This window comes from Microbulbifer sp. CNSA002, assembly GCF_047324085.1.
Taxonomy (GTDB): domain Bacteria; phylum Pseudomonadota; class Gammaproteobacteria; order Pseudomonadales; family Cellvibrionaceae; genus Microbulbifer.
Genome location: NZ_CP172449.1, coordinates 3,191,236 through 3,206,643, shown reverse-complemented (window position 1 = coordinate 3,206,643; position 15,408 = coordinate 3,191,236). Strand labels below are relative to the sequence as shown.

17 protein-coding genes and 1 riboswitch are annotated in these 15,408 nt (G+C 48.3%); of the genes, 5 read left to right on the top strand and 12 right to left on the bottom strand.

Annotated features, from left to right (window positions below; genetic code table 11):
• Positions 1–20 precede the first annotated feature (20 nt).
• Complete coding sequence (locus ACG1BZ_RS14270) at positions 21–395, bottom strand: SirB2 family protein (RefSeq protein ID WP_413662403.1); 375 nt, start codon at positions 393–395, stop codon at positions 21–23.
• A gap of 257 nt (positions 396–652) precedes the next feature.
• Complete coding sequence (locus ACG1BZ_RS14265; protein WP_413662402.1) at positions 653–1,525, bottom strand: M91 family zinc metallopeptidase; 873 nt, start codon at positions 1,523–1,525, stop codon at positions 653–655.
• 677 nt (positions 1,526–2,202) lie between these two features.
• On the opposite strand from ACG1BZ_RS14265, the gene ACG1BZ_RS14260 reads away from it, so the two are divergent.
• From ACG1BZ_RS14260 to ACG1BZ_RS14245, 4 genes are all read left to right on the top strand, one after another.
• Complete coding sequence (locus ACG1BZ_RS14260; protein WP_413662401.1) at positions 2,203–2,856, top strand: hypothetical protein; 654 nt, start codon at positions 2,203–2,205, stop codon at positions 2,854–2,856.
• Positions 2,857–3,126: 270 nt separating this feature from the next.
• The gene (locus ACG1BZ_RS14255) at positions 3,127–4,122 is read left to right on the top strand and encodes a zinc-dependent alcohol dehydrogenase family protein (RefSeq protein WP_413662400.1); all 996 of its coding nucleotides are present in this window, start codon (positions 3,127–3,129) and stop codon (positions 4,120–4,122) included.
• Positions 4,123–4,372: 250 nt separating this feature from the next.
• Positions 4,373–5,329 (top strand): antibiotic biosynthesis monooxygenase, encoded by a 957-nt coding sequence (locus tag ACG1BZ_RS14250; protein WP_413662399.1) that lies wholly within the window; start codon positions 4,373–4,375, stop codon positions 5,327–5,329.
• A 138-nt stretch (positions 5,330–5,467) separates the two neighbouring features.
• Positions 5,468–6,415 (top strand): DUF5996 family protein, encoded by a 948-nt coding sequence (locus tag ACG1BZ_RS14245; protein WP_413662398.1) that lies wholly within the window; start codon positions 5,468–5,470, stop codon positions 6,413–6,415.
• A gap of 18 nt (positions 6,416–6,433) precedes the next feature.
• On the opposite strand, the gene ACG1BZ_RS14240 is transcribed toward ACG1BZ_RS14245, so the two are convergent.
• From ACG1BZ_RS14240 to ACG1BZ_RS14225, 4 genes are all read right to left on the bottom strand, one after another.
• Positions 6,434–6,913 (bottom strand): low molecular weight protein-tyrosine-phosphatase, encoded by a 480-nt coding sequence (locus ACG1BZ_RS14240; RefSeq protein ID WP_413662397.1) that lies wholly within the window; start codon positions 6,911–6,913, stop codon positions 6,434–6,436.
• Positions 6,914–6,954: 41 nt separating this feature from the next.
• Positions 6,955–7,683 (bottom strand): hypothetical protein, encoded by a 729-nt coding sequence (locus ACG1BZ_RS14235; RefSeq protein WP_413662396.1) that lies wholly within the window; start codon positions 7,681–7,683, stop codon positions 6,955–6,957.
• 24 nt (positions 7,684–7,707) lie between these two features.
• Complete coding sequence (locus ACG1BZ_RS14230; protein ID WP_413662395.1) at positions 7,708–8,376, bottom strand: class I SAM-dependent methyltransferase; 669 nt, start codon at positions 8,374–8,376, stop codon at positions 7,708–7,710.
• A 212-nt stretch (positions 8,377–8,588) separates the two neighbouring features.
• Entirely contained in the window at positions 8,589–9,500 is a 912-nt protein-coding gene (locus tag ACG1BZ_RS14225; RefSeq protein WP_413662394.1) for a LysR family transcriptional regulator, read from the bottom strand.
• A 106-nt stretch (positions 9,501–9,606) separates the two neighbouring features.
• Between ACG1BZ_RS14225 and ACG1BZ_RS14220 the strand changes: the two genes are divergently transcribed.
• On the top strand, positions 9,607–9,906 hold the full coding sequence (locus tag ACG1BZ_RS14220; protein WP_413662393.1) for a hypothetical protein: 300 nt from the start codon (positions 9,607–9,609) through the stop codon (positions 9,904–9,906).
• Positions 9,907–9,973: 67 nt separating this feature from the next.
• Here ACG1BZ_RS14220 and ACG1BZ_RS14215 read toward each other — a convergent pair whose 3' ends face one another.
• The 6 genes from ACG1BZ_RS14215 to ACG1BZ_RS14190 form a co-directional block, all read right to left on the bottom strand.
• The gene (locus ACG1BZ_RS14215) at positions 9,974–10,417 is read right to left on the bottom strand and encodes a YtoQ family protein (protein ID WP_413662392.1); all 444 of its coding nucleotides are present in this window, start codon (positions 10,415–10,417) and stop codon (positions 9,974–9,976) included.
• 156 nt (positions 10,418–10,573) lie between these two features.
• A complete protein-coding gene (locus ACG1BZ_RS14210) occupies positions 10,574–11,041 on the bottom strand; it encodes a nuclear transport factor 2 family protein (RefSeq protein WP_282932387.1) in 468 nt (155 codons plus the stop codon).
• A gap of 154 nt (positions 11,042–11,195) precedes the next feature.
• Positions 11,196–12,077 carry a phosphotransferase gene (locus ACG1BZ_RS14205; RefSeq protein ID WP_413662391.1) on the bottom strand — a complete coding sequence of 294 codons (882 nt, stop codon included), beginning with the start codon at positions 12,075–12,077 and terminating at the stop codon, positions 11,196–11,198.
• A 9-nt stretch (positions 12,078–12,086) separates the two neighbouring features.
• A complete protein-coding gene (gene pnuC / locus ACG1BZ_RS14200) occupies positions 12,087–12,740 on the bottom strand; it encodes a nicotinamide riboside transporter PnuC (RefSeq protein WP_413662390.1) in 654 nt (217 codons plus the stop codon).
• Positions 12,733–12,996: a hypothetical protein gene (locus ACG1BZ_RS14195; protein ID WP_413662389.1), complete on the bottom strand. Its 264-nt coding sequence runs from the start codon at positions 12,994–12,996 to the stop codon at positions 12,733–12,735. The genes pnuC and ACG1BZ_RS14195 overlap by 8 nt, the downstream gene beginning before the upstream one ends.
• 61 nt (positions 12,997–13,057) lie before the next feature.
• A complete protein-coding gene (locus ACG1BZ_RS14190) occupies positions 13,058–15,199 on the bottom strand; it encodes a TonB-dependent receptor (RefSeq protein WP_413662388.1) in 2,142 nt (713 codons plus the stop codon).
• Positions 15,200–15,254: 55 nt separating this feature from the next.
• Positions 15,255–15,370, bottom strand: a riboswitch (TPP riboswitch).
• Positions 15,371–15,408 lie beyond the last annotated feature (38 nt).

Here is a 15,408-nt window from a genome sequence, read left to right as displayed (position 1 = left end):
GAGTACTCAATGCCATCCAGTTACAAGCTGGGCTTGTGCATCGCCAGATAGAAAATAGCGACTACTTGCAGGAAGGCAAGTACACAGGCTGTGATTCTAATTGGCTTGGAGAAGTTGGGGCGCAAAGCGAAGACGCCAGCAATAATGTAGCCAAATACCAGGGCTACTTTCGCAGCTAGCCAGGGCGATGTGCCCGGGTTCCAGCTGCCGAGAACCACCAGTCCGGCAGCCGCAGCTAACAGCAAAGTGTCGTTGAGGTGTGGCACCCAGCGCAGAGGGCCATTTCGCCAGTCCGTGTTGTGGCTGAACTCCAATCCCACTCTGATGGTAAACAGCAGGATACTGAGCGCTGCGGCAGTCATGTGAACGTGTTTTATAAGGGCATAATCAATCATGGTTATGATCTGGCTGTATGTTGACCAAGGTGTTCTGTGTACCTTCCAGACAAAGGGAAGGTGTGATTCTAGCCGCCAAAGCATAACGACATGCTGTGGTCGGATGCAATATGCAAAGCGGGGAAGGCAAGAAACCTACTGCTAGCGATATCTTATAAGTTAATACTGCTAGCAGTAGGTACACAGATCATATCTGTCAGTTTGCTTTGGTGGGCCGGCCTCAGGTTTTGGTGCCGGCGGGGGCCATATGCGCGAGATTAGTTCAGGTTTCTGATCTGGCCATACTTCATTCGTTGCGCTACGCCATGTTCAGCCCGAATCATATTTTCGTTAATGGCTAGCGGGTCAGTAGGTACATTACCGTCATCGTCACTGAGCCCGACAGTGGCGATCTCCTCACGCAATTCCATGGAGCCACCTACCCAAATCCAGCCGCTAGTCCTGGTTGAGATCAGGTTGTTGCGGTTTGGGATAGTTATATTGTTATAAACAATATTTAGACCGCCATTGGCAATGCGGGCCATGGTTAAGGGAGCATTTTGCTGGCGGAGCACTCTACCCATGGGAGCCTGGCGTTCATCGGCCAGGAAAGTGGAATTTGCACTGCCCGACAGGTATCGCCCGCGATTACAGCGGTCAGCGTGGACCAATTCATGGGCCAGGGTGATATAGCTTGGGCAATTCCCCATTGCCACGGTGCCGTTGTTGGCCAGGTTGGCGGTTTGCAGGGCTGTATTGTTCCACATTACAACGCCGCTGGAGCCGCTGCTCATCACTTTGGCCATAAAGCCTCTGTCCGGGCTTACTAGTGGGAGGTAGCTCTTAAAGCCGCTCCATACCTGATCCATCAGCCACTGGTCGGGACGAAATCCGAGAGCGTGGTGCTCAGTAATTCTGGTGTCGTGGCGGCTGGTAATTAGTCGGCGTAGCAGAGTGGTGCTGTTTGCCCTCAAGCCAGCTGCAGTCAAAATACCAACTCCCTCTGTAATTCGCAGCACATGTCGCCCCCCGGTTCGGTATCGCTCCTGTGTATAGGTAAGCGCGGTACCGACACCGCCGACAAGAGTATTCAGGGCAGCCCTTACTTGTGTGATAAACGTGATATTACTGGAGTCAATGCAGAGTCCCATTGTTATTCTCCTGTCCTGCTCGCAATACGAATTATCGTGGCTGAGAAAAGCTGTGACTTTTTGAAGTTTCTTAAATGGAAATTAATACGTAAGCAGCATAAAGCCAAAGGTATTAATCGATATGATTTTGATAATAGTGTTCTGTACTTGCTTAGAATTTTTGAACTGAAAAGTTCTCTTTGGTCAGGTTGTATATTTTGTAAGCGAGGCAGGATGAATTCCTGGAAAATTAAAATTTTTTTTGTAATTTTTTTGAAATACATCTTGTAACTATCTAAATGATTATTTTAGGGATGCCTCTACGACTCTACTCCCAACTGGTACGTTTTGCTATATATTTTATTTTCCATGATGATTATTTTAATAAATTTAAATAATTGTCCGTTGAGCAGTGTTGGAGAGCGCTATTTGGCAACTTACTACTGGGGTGGAAGGAAAGAATACACCGCACTCGAGACACGCTGTGAATACATCCCTGTAAGCTCCTAATCGGCATCCATGCCTCATAGGCTCCCAAGCGCGGTGTATTCTTTCCTTCTCCCTTTTTAGTATGTGTTTGCCTGCTTTTGGGTACTGCGAAATGCTAAGTTTGGCTTGCATTGTGTGTTTTCTTGGTTCTGCTTGGGCCTCAAGGGATGTAGCTGTGACGTATTAAGGAAAGTATTTGGGGGAGAGGTGTGGGATTAACCATTAAATTAGCGCTGGTGTTAGTTGTTATTGCGGTTTTGATTCTGGTATATGCAACTGTTTCCTATAGAAAATATAAATGGATAGCGGTTGAGTATCCTGTTGATGTTACAAAAAAGTGGAGAAGTAAATTTAACTTCCGATCGCAATTAAGTGTGCCCTACGAGCTGGAGTTGCGGACAGAAAGGGTGCTTGATTTTCACGAGCAAAATTGTCGGTTGGGTATTCAATTTCTTGATAGGGAAAAGTATAAAGCTCATTCTGAAACGCTGGCTATCGATTGGGCAATTTTAGAGGAGGGGGTTGAGGTTGCAGTGGGTAAGAGCGGTGACAAGGCCTCAGGATTTTGGAGGTCAACAATGGGAAAAACACTGCATGTATTCGAAACAATAAAGGGCAGGAATTATACCATTCTAGCTTCTGTGATAGAGCCTGACCCTGCATTTGCTGTTGCGGACCCGGTGCTTAAGGCGGTAATTGATCGGGTAGAACACAAAAGTGCCGTTATTTACTTCGGCCTGCTTAATTTAACTTCTTTTCTGCTTATTGTTATCGCTGCTGCAATTTGCTTCATTGGACTTACTACTGGGGTGGAAGGAAAGAATACACCGCACTCGAGACACGCTGTGAATACATCCCTGTAAGCTCCTAATCGGCATCCATGCCTCATAGGGTCCCAAGCGCGGTGTATTCTTCCCTTCTCCCTTTTTAGTATCTTCAAGTGGCTGACTTGAAATTGCTAGCTTGAACCACACATAAGTAGATCCAAATGGCGATTTGTAAATGGGTTTGATTTATCAGGAGGAAGCTAAATGGCCCCACTGTTAATAAGCGTCAAACTCTAGTGTTCATGGTACATTTTGTACAGAGTGAAGGTCGTTGTTCATAATCAATCGGAAAAAGGATACGGCGATATGTTAAAGGCGGAATATCAAGAGCGCGGACCAGTGCCGCAGGATGTTATTGAGGCGGTGTCCTTTGATACCCCTGAACTTCAAGAGGGGCAGGTGTTGCTGGAGATGCTGGCAGCTCCAATTAACCCTTCAGATGTTCTGACCCTGACGGGCGATTATGGGATGTTGCCTCCTCTTCCTGCGGTTGGAGGCAATGAAGGTGTTGCTAAGGTCGTCAAACATGGACCTAATGTTACCGCGCCAGCCATTGGCCAGGTCGTTCTCCTGCCGGTAGGAAGCGGCACCTGGGCCACTCATATGGTGGCCAATGCTCAGGGGCTGATTCCGCTCCCGAATAATGTAGACCCCCTACAGCTTTCCATGATAACGATTAATCCGCCAACGGCTTACTTGCTGTTGAGCGAATTTGTAGATCTCAAGGAGGGGGATTGGGTTATTCAAAATGCCGCAAACTCCGGGGTGGGGTCTTATCTGACAACCCTGGCCAAGTTGCGGGGCCTGAAAGTGATCAATGTTGTCCGCCGTGAGTCTTTGATTGAGCCGATGAAGGCCGCAGGCGCTGATGTGGTTCTCGTGGATGGTGAGCACCTGGGTAAGCGAGTGGCTGAGGCTACTGGTGGTGCTGAGATCAAGCTAGGCATTGATGCTGTTGGTGGAATGGCAACTGCTCGCATGGGCGAAGCTCTGTCAAATGGCGCAACCTTAGTGAATTATGGCGCGCTTAGTGGGGAACCCTGCGTTATCGCACCGGGGATGATCATCTTTAAAGATATCACCGTGCGCGGGTTCTGGTTGGCCAAATGGTTCGGCTCGGCATCCCCAGAGCGGCAACAGGAAGTTTTTGGCACTATCACAAAGCTTGTAGCGGAAGGTAAGTTATCTGCACCAGTTCATGGCACATACCCTCTGTCTGAAATTAAAGAAGCGGTACGAATAGCTGCGGCAGGCGGGCGTGACGGCAAAGTACTGGTTGTTAGTGAAAGCCTGACTGGCTGATTGCTCGCGCATTTATTTTTCTAGCGGAAGTGTCACCCAAATAGGCGACACTTCTGCAGACCGCTCCGTCATTCGTACGGAGCGTTACTTCCCAAATGCTACCCTTGATGTCAGTCCGGACATTTCGTCTAAGTTTGTTTGTTGCGATAGTTTTCAGCAAAAGCATTCGTTCGCAAAAATGAACACAAGTACATTCTGCTTGCATAATACTTTGATCTCTAGTTCATCCGCCGGAGGCTGCTGCCAGATAATGGAAGAAGGTTCCAGTGCTTGTCTCGTATTGTCTCAGGAGGTGCCAAAGTACCTGGGGGATGAGTATCGATCATGGCATCAGAAGCTGGTGGATGTTGCGCTAGATTGTGATGGGCTGCTCGAGGTGAATTTGTTAGAGCCCGTTTCTAATATCCAAAATGAGTGGGTGCAAATATTTCAATTTGATACGGTTGCTCACCTTGAAACGTTTCTTGGAAATAACTTACTTAAAGATCTAATTGCTTTTTTAGAGAAGAAATTCTCGGTTGAAGTAGTATCTCAAGTTATCGCTGGTGCAGATCAACTAACAGTGCCCGTAACGATTGTGATATCCAAAAAAGTGAAGCCTGAATTTTTTCGTGAATATATGCAGTGGCAGAAAGAAATTGATAAAGCACTTAAAAAATATCCAGGCTTCTTGGGTGCTGGTCTAACTAAGCCAATAAAGGGGGTTCAAGAGGAGTGGGTTGCAATATTTCGATTTGACTCCAATAAGCATTTAGATAACTGGCTTAATTCTGATGAACATAAGCGATTGGTAAAACGTGGTGAAGGGTTTTTTGAAGATGTAAAAATAAAGCGGATAGGGCATGGCTTTGAGGATTGGTTTTCTCGGGCTCGTGGCCGAGCTCAAGACACCGCGCCCTCGCAGTGGAAAATGGCCATGCTCATTTTATTGATGTTATATCCGATAGTTATGGTTATTACGATGTGGTTGCTACCTTTGGTAGAGAGTTGGCCCTTTGCGACGACTAACTTCTTTATCAACTTATTAATTGTTGCGTCGCTTACTTGGGTGGCGATGCCGCTGATCACTAGAGCTTTTAATATTTGGTTGTCTGACAAGTCAGGACAGCTAACAAAAATCAACACTATCGGAACCCTTATCATTATTGTTCTCTATGGGGTCTCGATAATGCTTGTTGCTTGGCTGTCGAGCCTGAGTTTTAAGTAGTCTTTCATGATGATCAAAAGAGAGCTGTTTATCTGTTTTTAGTTTTTTTCGGACGGGGTATTTTTAGTGGTCTAAGCTTGGCGGTTAACAGAAGGCACTAGGTATCGAGCGAGTCAAAGGATAGATGGAGCACGTATAGTGAGCAACTTAAAGAATCGGTCTGAGAGTAAAGACTGGCCAGAGTTACCCTACGCTGAGTCGGTAAATACGATTGCCACCCTGCATATGTGGATGCAGGTTATTGGCAAGATTCGCCTGGTACAAACTCCTTGGATCAATCACTCCTGGCATGTTCCTTTATATATTACCGCCAGAGGGCTGGAGACATCTCTTATCCCTTATGGAGGGCGGTCGTTTTCTATTAGCTTTGATTTCTATCATCACGTACTGAAGCTGTTGACCACTGAGGGGGGAGAATGGGTATTACCCTTGGAGTCCCGCACAGTATCTGATTTCTACTGGGAAGTAATGGCTGCACTCAAGCAGCTAGGTATACCGGTTGAGATTAACACCATGCCATCCGAAGTGGCGGATGCGATACCCTTTGAGAGGGATCAGGATAACTACGAGTATGATCCCGAATATGCTAGGCAGCTGTGGCAGGCGTTGGTGCAAATTCATCGGGTTTTCACTGAGTTTCGCAGTCGCTTTATTGGCAAGTGCAGTCCAATTCATTTTTTTTGGGGAAGTTTTGATTTAGCACTTACCCGTTTTTCTGGCAGGGAGGCGCCTCCGCACCCTGGAGGCGTTCCACACTTTCCCGATTGGGTGGCCAGGGAAGCATACTCCCATGAAGTTAGCAGTGCCGGTTTTTGGCCTGGTGGCGGTGGTGTAGATGGTGCTTGCTTCTATTCATATACTTACCCAGAGCCCCAAGGATTTCCCGAAGCAAGGGTCGCGCCCGCCTCAGCTTACTATTCCAAAGATTTGGGAGAGTTCTTGCTGCCCTATGATGCGGTGAGAGCTTCACGCTCCCCCGATGAGGCGCTGTTTGATTTTTTGCAGAGTACTTATGAAGCCGCAGCCGATAAGGGAATGTGGGATAGGTCCGCCTTGGAGGAAAGTTTCCCCCCACAAGCCCGGTAGAATTTGTGGGGGCTTTGCTTATTCTCTGTTTTTAAGCTGCTCGATAAATGCATCAGATGCTTGTTCAATAAGCTGGAGAATATGTTGAAACCCTTCAATACCACCATAGTAAGGATCGGGCACTTCAGCTAAATCACTATCTTGCAACACTGATAAAAATAACCCTAGTTGGGCGCCTGATGAATCAGGCTGTAAGGATTGCAGTGCTTCCAGGTTATCTTTGTCCATCGCAAAGATATGATCATATTTTGTAAAGTCGGTGGTGGCTACCTGGCGAGCGTAGCTATTTTCAAATGAATAGCCATTTTCTTCACCAATAGCCAAAGTTCGCGGATCTGGTCGCTTACCCGCGTGGTAGCTGATAATGCCCGCAGAGTCGACGGAAACAGGAATACCTGCCTGCTGTGCCTTGGTGCGGAAAACGGCTTCGGCTAAGGGGGAACGACAAATATTACCGAGGCAGACAAATAATATCGAGAGATCTGAATTGGCTGTCAAAATAGCTCCAAGATATTTCGGGTACATTAAAGAGGGGTATTTTAATCAAAATATCGAATGTTTACACGCTGGCTATCAGGGGCAATAGAGAGCACAGCTTCAGTCTCAAGATAAAAGGGCTGATTTTCATTTGAAAAATAGTTGGGGTTAAGCTGCTTTTGTGTGAAAGAGACTGTATTTTCTGTTACCCAGTCAGCTTGCTCTGGCCCCCAGTTTTCAGGCTTTAGCTCATATAGTAAGTTCAAAGTATTTTCAGATAAGCGGTAAACTTGTAAGGCATTTTCATTAAAACCGGCGTCCAGGTCTTGTTCGGCAACAAAAAGGTAGCCGCCTTGTGGAGACAGCAAAGGGTAGCCGGCAAGAGAATATTCATGGCCGTTTCTCAGGTCGAGCAAAATATAGGAATGTGCTTCCCAGAGCTGTTGATGAATCAGTAGCAGGTTATCAGTTATTTGCTCAATTGCAGAGTAGGCTATATGTTCTACGGGATTATTAGCGGGAAGGATGTCTGTGTACGTCAGTGATTTTCCGCTATTCAGGGCTATAGTCAGGTGCCCTGGTTGCGTCCGCTGGATATGGTTGACCTGATCACTCAATCCACTTTCGATTGACCGTGCACAGTTTAGAGAATTGTGAATATCAATGCACTCAAATTTATCTTCAAACACACTGAAATGCAGGCCCAGGCAATAAGTGGGAGCTACTGCTAAAGCTGACAAGGGAAGGAATATCAGTGGACTATTCAGCCCCAACTTAAACGAGAACTTCATCCTCATAAGTGCCCTATAGATACTCTAGCCAGTGATTTTGTACCGCGCACTGAATAGTGCTACACACCCGCGAACCTCTATTTTGTACTCCTTAAATCGACTGGCAAGGAATGTATTGAGGTCCTCTTCACAATCCTGAGTATTAGAAAATATTCCTTTCTTATTGTAGATAGCCATTAACTTCTTGGCTGCCCCACTTTTCGGTACGCCTTCGGACAGGATGGTGGAACCAAAGACGGTGCCTGAATCCGATAGCAGGGTTGCGACATTATCCAGCGCAACCAGTTTTTCTGACAGCTTGCCGGGAAGGCAGTGAAATAGGTAATTTAAGGAAATTGAATCAAAAACTTCAGTCTCTAAAGTAATTTTATCCAGGACATTGCAGCGGAACTGTGCTGGATTATACCGGGCCACTCTTTGCGCTGAGATATCCAGGCTGTTTTGATTCAGGTCCATCAGGGCGAGGCGGACTTTGTCGGAGGGGAAATGGCACTTGTCCATAAAGTAGCCCGTTCCAACACCTACATCCAAGTGGTTGGAGGATATATTTCGATTGAAGTGCTCTAGTATTCCAGGAGTTGGGCACTTCCAAATAAAGCGGTTTGATATGCCCAGAACCCACATATCATAAAGCCAAAGTACGGGTTTGGAATAGACAGCTTGGCCTTGTTCGACCTCTTTAGTGATTGTCACTTCAAGCTCCAATGTATGACTGTTGTGCGGCTTTACCAATAAAGGAGAGGGGATGTATCTACAGTGTATTTCGAGAGTATTGTTTTCACTCTCTTCAGCCCCAGCAGCAAGCCGCTTATTGTTGTTCTATGGTACCACCTAATGTGGTGCTAAACAGCTGAGTGTTTCACAGAGGATCTCTAATCGCTGCAGAGTTCTTTAGTGGCACATTCTCATTCATCAAACAGGCTAAAGTCATACTCCTGCAAGCGCTCTTGTGCAAAGTTCAAAAACACGTCAATTTTCTTTGAATCTTTTCGCTTTACTTTATAGATAGCGCCTACGGTTTTATCTATTCGCTCCAGCTCAGGGAGTACCTCTACCAGTCGCCCCTTTTTGATATCCCGTTGGCAAAAATAGGAGGGAAGCTTGGCAATGCCATTCCCGTTTAATGCGGCTGCTCGGGTATGGAAAGTTTTATTGGAGATTAAATTTCCATTGAATTGATAGAACTTCCCATCAATGGACCAGCCATCTTCCAGGCCGTCAAGGCGGGTCAGCATGATGTTGTGTTGGCTGAGCTCGGCAATGGATTTGGGGCTGCCGTGTTCTTCCAGATAGGTCGGCGCGGCAATAAAAATAGGGCGGATACTAAATAGGGGCTGGGCGTAAAACTGGCAATCGGGCAGGGTTTCCCAGACGCGAAAAGCAATGTCGATATCGTCCTCGATTAAATCCAGGTGGTAGGGGCTGAAGATAAGCTCCAAGCTGAAATCGGGGAATGCTTTCTGGAAGTCATTGCAGATATGACTGAATACTTTTAAGCCGAGGGTTTCCGGAAAAGTAATTTTTAATTTTCCTCGGGTGAGCGTTGCCGCCTCTGCAATCTGGTCTTCCAGTTCGGTGAATGAGCTGATTATTTTTTGCCCTTTCTGGTAAGCAATCCTTCCGGCGTCTGTGACAGCGATTGCCCGGGTGGTGCGATTGAGTAATACCTGGCCAAGGGCCTGTTCAAGTTGGGCGAGAGTCTTGCTCACGGTGGGCGTAGACAGGCCCAAGTGCTTGGCAGCTTTGCTTAAGGAACCGTGATCAACAACACTACAAAAAACGTTGATCAAATGGTATTTGTCGTACTCTCTACGCACAGACTGTTTCCTTAAAGCTAAAAGATCTTTTCAATATATCCCCTTTGTTAAATTAAAGTAAATAGTAAACTGCTTCCCCATACTAATCGACCAGGGAGATAAGGCTATGAATCCGTTAAGTTGTCATTGTGGAGCGATTCATTTCAACAAGCTTATAGATGCCCTGTTTGTACCAGCGGGCCAAAGGGGGCACGCTGATACTGAAGTCGCTATCCATATCAGCGATCCTGAAAAGTCACTGCGCAAATACCACTTTAAAGAGGGGGCTTTACGGGAGAAGGCATTCTGCAAGCACTGCGGTGCAGAAATCTATGCGATCAATCGTAGCGGCGAGCTAGTGCACAACCCATCAGCAGAGGCAGCCTCTCGGCCGAACTATGCCGGTGTCCTTAATTACGGCTTTTAGCTGGCGGCACCTACTGGTTGTGCAGTTTTGTCAGTAGATGCCTGCCGGCCTGCTATCCAGAAGCTCTTTAGGCCTGAGTGGTTAAGTACTTCAGGATATCGACAACCTGTGCGGGGGTCTGTGCCCAGGCCTGGGCGGCACCGTCCACTTCCTTGAGTGCGTGCACCAAGGATTCATCGTGAAGTGTGATATAGGACTTGCCTAAAGCTGCACAAAAGCCCGCATCAAATGCGGCGTTCCATTGTTTGTATTTCTCGCCAAATCGAATCACCGCCAAATCACAGTTTTCAATCAGGTGCTTGATTCGGATTGCGTTAACTTTGGCAGATTTGTGATCCCGCCAGAAAGCGTTCTGCTCCTCACCCAGGCCATCACCAGCGGCATCGCTGGCATCGTGGTTGGTGACTGCGGAAGAGAAGGAGATATCCAGCCCTTCTTTTTGGCAACCTTCGATAATTTGCGCACGCCAATCGGAGTGGATTTCGCCGGAGAGGTAAACATTAAGCTTCATTGAGTGGCCCTTTAGAACTGGAGACTAATATGCAATTTAGAGTCACATACTAGCACTTGGAAGCTTTGAAATCCGGTAGTTGTTCCAGTTGGGAGGGGCCTGAGAGCGATCAAATGGACACAGGCCCTGTGCGATCAGGGCCTGTAAGGCATTTTATTATAGGACTTGCTGCTCAAACTGGACGTCTTTGGGGAATTTCTCTGCGGGCAGGCGGGTTGAGTGCAATTGGGCTACTAGCCACTTGCCATCGATTTTCTTAACAATGGCGCTTTCCAACCACACCGCTTCTTTATTGCCATCCTCGGATTTAAAAATGGACTTGGTCCAGTAGTTGATGGTCAGCAGGTTCTCACGCTCTTCAAAATTGATAATGCTGAAGTAGTTGATTCTTTCCAGCTTTGAGGGCTTGGGCTTCATTACGGCGATAAGGTCTTCAATATCCCAGACTTCACCGTGTTCAAGGAGTATAAAATCGTCGCTGACGCCGTCTCGCATAGCCTGGTGATCCAGGTTTGAAAGCGCAGCAAACAGCCCGTCTATCGTTTTAAAACCTTCGGGTTTCTCTACTGCTTGTGCGTTGATTGCGATCAAGGTAAGTAGTATTGCAAAAAATGATCTGATCACAGGAGTACCTCTGTGGTTATTTTAGGGGTGTGAAAAAAGGGGGGTATTTTAGCCGAGTCGGGCCCTAGTTGAATTACTTCGACAGCAACTTGGATTGCGCCGCAGTGACTGAAAGTCGCTTCTTAGGGATTGGGCCTATTCTAGCAGGGATTACTCAGCTGAGGCTGTGAGCCGATAGGCCTTTCAATAACTGTTGGGCTTTTTTCCCGATATATCTCCCTTGCTCCGGGGACCTTTGGGTTTGGTTACTCCATTGTACCCCGTGCCAGAGAATACAAAGGTAACCGTAGATCAGCTGCCATAACCCCAAGCGCTGATTGTCTTCAGGTGACACAGTGCGATTAAGATAGCACTCCAGTAAACTATTTTGCTCTCGCTGATTCAAGTTGTGTTCCTCTACCAAAACAGCGAGGTCATAAAATTTATCCCCCATTGCTGCGTACTCCCAGTCGATAGCGTATAGCTTGTCAGAGGGAGCCCAGATCAGGTTGCCAACCGTTAGATCGTTGTGACACAGGCAAAATTCGTCGCCCATCCGATAAGCAGCGTCAATTAATTGCGGAAGTTTCTCTTGCAGTGTGTCAAGCAAGTGGAAATAACTGGCTCGCTTGTCGATAAACTGCCTGTAACTAGAGATTTTCTCACCGATGTTTAATTGGGCATCAATTGCAGGGGAGCCGTGTATACGGCGCAGCAGATCGGCAAGTTTTTCCAAACTGTGGGCGACATTTTTATCCCAGGGAGTGCCTTCAATATAGCGGGTCAGCAAATATCGGTAATGCGGGTCACAGTAAACCAAAGGGGCACAACTATCGGAATATGTGGCAGCTTGCAGCGCCTGCTGTTCAGCAGCCCTGTCGAGATTGAGCTGATCGCTGATGCTGGAGTTTATCCGCAGCACCATCCGCTGATCGGCGGACTCAACCAGAAAGGCGTTATTGGTCAGCCCCCCAGCCAGGGCCCTGACCACCGTGGGCCGGGCCTTGCTCCAATGATGCCAATCGTTGGGGATGATGTTGCTCAAGTCCTGGCTCATATCAGTTGTTCACTGTGCCGCTGCCATTGTTTGAGGAGCGCTATCGGGTTGTTGTTTCTCTTTTCGGAAAATGGCCAACCACTGGAAATAGCCAATCACAACCAGCACCAGGTACAGCATAAACAATACGGCAGTAAGGTAGAGTTCTCTGTCCAGGTAGAGATAGATTGAAGCTCCGTCTACGACAATCCAGTAAAGCCAGTTCTCCAGTACCTTCCGGGTGACCATATAGGTGGTGACGATTGCCCCCAGAGTCGTGAATGAATCCAGGTAGGGGAGGGCGGCACTGGTGTTGCGATCCAGCAGGTAGCCGATCAGTAACGTCAGTATCAGGGTAGCGCCAATAACTATCGAGTGGGTTTTTCCGCTCCAGCGGTGGATTTTGAGATCGTCCTGCCGGTTGCGGTGATTTCGCCATTGCCACCAGCCATAAACCGCCATCAGCAGATAGAAAACCTGTAGAGCAGACTCCATTAACAGGCTGACATCCCAAAACAGAAACAGATAGATCGCCGTACTGACAAAGGCGGCATACCAGCAGCTGATTTTCTCCCTCATGGCCAGAAGCAAATAGGCCAGAGCCAGTATTACAGCGGCTACCTCCCAGAGGGACATGGCCGCAATCGAAGCGCTGATTGCGGTGCTGATATCCTGGTCAAACATGCGCTTCTCCCGGGGCCAGGTCGCCGTCAATAAACTTGCATACAAAAATGGCGCGGCCAAACTGCTCGTAGGATTTGCGCATTTCCAACTTGAGCACATCCATCAGCAGATCGTAATCGCCAAACACCTGAGTACTCATTGTATTGGTGATTACCCTGAGTTCTGGGTGGCTGTTTAACTGTGCGATAAACGCTTGAATAGCCGGGATATACTCGTCCTTTAACGGATACATACTGATTTCGATAGAGAGCTGCATAATTTCCCTCTTGATAGAGAGTTCTGGAGCAGCGAAGCGCTGCCCCAAAGTCACTGAGTGATTAGAAGGTGTAGGTGCCTGTTACCCCGGCAATCCGTGGCTCACCATACTGATAGTAGGGCTCGGGTGCGTAGCCATTGGCCGGGTTGTTGCCATACTGGTTACTGAAGTAAAACCCGCGCACATAGTAATCTTCATCAGTCAGGTTTCTTCCCCACAGGGCAACATCCCAGTTATCTCCCTGGTAGGTCAGGCGAGCATTGACCAGTTCGTAGGCTGTGGATTTTTCGTCGTGGCTGTTTGAGAAGTAGAATTCGTCTTTACCCTCAAGCTCCAATCGCAAGATCAGGTTGGGAAGCAGATCGATTTCTGTACCGGTGAAGAACTGGTAGTTGGGGGCGTGAGCGATATCGCGGCCATCCAGATCAACCGCAGCCAACACCGTTCCTGCGTAGTCATCTCGGGCATCGACGTGGGAACTGCTTTCGTAGTCTTTAAATTCTGCATTCAGCCAGCCAGCAGAGGCGAAAAAGCGCAGGGCGTCGGTAGCCTGATAGTTCAGTTCCACCTCAAGACCAGTAGTACTTCCGCCGGCTGCATTGGCAAGGTAGTCACTAAATGAGTAGTCGGCAGGGTTAAAGATAGAAACCTTGGCCTGAACGTCATCCCGGTCCTGGTAGAAAGCGGCAACCTGGGCTTGCAAACGATTCTCCAGCCAACTGCCCTTAATACCTAATTCATAGTTGAGCAGTTGTTCGGTATCGAACTCGAACATGTCACTGTTGATCTCAGTGTTGCTTGTTGATTCTGAGATGATTCTGCCGTTTACACCGCCGGCTTTATAGCCCCGGGAAACCGTAGCGTAGAGCAGGGTGTTGCCGGTGTAATGGTATTGCAGGGATATATTGCCGCCCCACAGATTTTCACCATTATCTGCATCGATGTTATAGGAGTCAGAGTAATCGGCTTCGCGTCTTTCCAGTCTAAGACCGGTGATCAAGTTGATCGCTGGGGTGATTTCCGTAGAGAGCTGGCCGTAGATGGCAGAGTTTTCAGTATCAAAAGTGCTGCGGAAGCTCTGGTTGCGATTCAGGTCCTCGCGCTCCGTGCGGCCGTAAAGGCCCACTACCCAGTGGCTGCGATCCCAGAATAACTTGGACTCTTCGGTAGAGAGTGCGCGAAGGTCAATACTGATATTGTCTTTATCGCGCTGGTAATTATCCGTGGAGCTGTATTCCCAGGAATGAAAGCCGACATAGCTCCAATCCTCATCGTAGCCATATTCTGTATCTGAATCGGCGAGGCTGAGAGTGCCTTCTAGAGTAAAGTTCTCGTTACCAGACCATTGAGCAGTCAATGCGCCGGCAAAGGTTTCCTGGCGATCCCAGCCGGGCTGGTCAGATTGGGTTTCGCGAGTGTTATAGAGAGAGAAAGCATCGTAGCCGTTATCAACATCGATATAGAAGAGGGTAACGCCCAGCTTTAAATCGTCGGACGGGGAGTAGGCCAGCTTACCGCGCAGTACAGACTCGTCAATATTACTGGTGTCATCTCGGTTGAGATACACATTCTCGGTATAGCCGTCGGATTTGCGTTTGCTGGCAGCCAATCGATAGCCAAGAGCATCGCTCAAAGAACCACTGGTAGCCGCGGACAGACTCTGTCCATTGTACTCACTTAGCTCGGCGGACACCTTGGTGGTTGACTCACTGGTGGGCGCTGCACTGGTCATGTTGATCAGGCCGGCCAGGGCATTAGCGCCGTACACCGTGCCCTGTGGGCCCCGCAGGATTTCCACTTGATCGATATCCAGGGTGCTGGCTGCGAGTCCCAGGCCAGTAAAGTCGATACCGTCGATGATCAGGCCAACTGAGGGGTTTACTGGGTCGATAAACTGGCTGCGCTCACCAATGCCGCGAATCTGAACAAATCGTCCCCTGGAGGCGCCGGAGGAAAAATTCACATTGGGCGCCATGTTTAAAAGCTGGTCCAGATTGGCCGCGCCCCGCGCATCGATCGCGCTTTCATCCAGTACGGTAACACTGGAAGGAAGCTCCAAAAGGTTGGTTTCCCGTAGCTGTGCCGTAACCACCACTTCCTCAAGCCCGGTTTCTGCGGTATTGGCGGTGGCGATACCGGCGAACAGGCTGCTGGCAAGGCTGACAGACCAGGCAATAGGGTGGGTGGGAAACTGTTTTTTCATGGTTCTCTCTCGAATAACGGCAGTGAAAGAGACCCGGAGTGCGACGTGGGGAGGTTTTGCTTTGTCTACCTATTCCTACGCCGGTATTAACCGGATCAGGTTCAAGGGTTTGTCGCGACAGACCAATTTGATCCCCGGACATCTCAGGCAAGGCCACCCCTTAGGTTTTGCGGGCGCGATGATAGCAGAAACTGGGGTATAAAGTGGTA

Excerpts from the sequence above, each read along its gene's own strand:
- ACG1BZ_RS14270 (WP_413662403.1), bottom strand. The coding sequence starts at position 395 with ATGATTGATTATGCCCTTATAAAACACGTTCACATGACTGCCGCAGCG.
- ACG1BZ_RS14265 (WP_413662402.1), bottom strand. The coding sequence starts at position 1,525 with ATGGGACTCTGCATTGACTCCAGTAATATCACGTTTATCACACAAGTA.
- ACG1BZ_RS14255 (WP_413662400.1), top strand. The coding sequence starts at position 3,127 with ATGTTAAAGGCGGAATATCAAGAGCGCGGACCAGTGCCGCAGGATGTT.
- ACG1BZ_RS14250 (WP_413662399.1), top strand. The coding sequence starts at position 4,373 with ATGGAAGAAGGTTCCAGTGCTTGTCTCGTATTGTCTCAGGAGGTGCCA.
- ACG1BZ_RS14235 (WP_413662396.1), bottom strand. The coding sequence starts at position 7,683 with ATGAAGTTCTCGTTTAAGTTGGGGCTGAATAGTCCACTGATATTCCTT.
- ACG1BZ_RS14220 (WP_413662393.1), top strand. The coding sequence starts at position 9,607 with ATGAATCCGTTAAGTTGTCATTGTGGAGCGATTCATTTCAACAAGCTT.
- ACG1BZ_RS14215 (WP_413662392.1), bottom strand. The coding sequence starts at position 10,417 with ATGAAGCTTAATGTTTACCTCTCCGGCGAAATCCACTCCGATTGGCGT.
- ACG1BZ_RS14205 (WP_413662391.1), bottom strand. The coding sequence starts at position 12,077 with ATGAGCCAGGACTTGAGCAACATCATCCCCAACGATTGGCATCATTGG.
- pnuC (WP_413662390.1), bottom strand. The coding sequence starts at position 12,740 with ATGTTTGACCAGGATATCAGCACCGCAATCAGCGCTTCGATTGCGGCC.
- ACG1BZ_RS14195 (WP_413662389.1), bottom strand. The coding sequence starts at position 12,996 with ATGCAGCTCTCTATCGAAATCAGTATGTATCCGTTAAAGGACGAGTAT.
- ACG1BZ_RS14190 (WP_413662388.1), bottom strand. The coding sequence starts at position 15,199 with ATGAAAAAACAGTTTCCCACCCACCCTATTGCCTGGTCTGTCAGCCTT.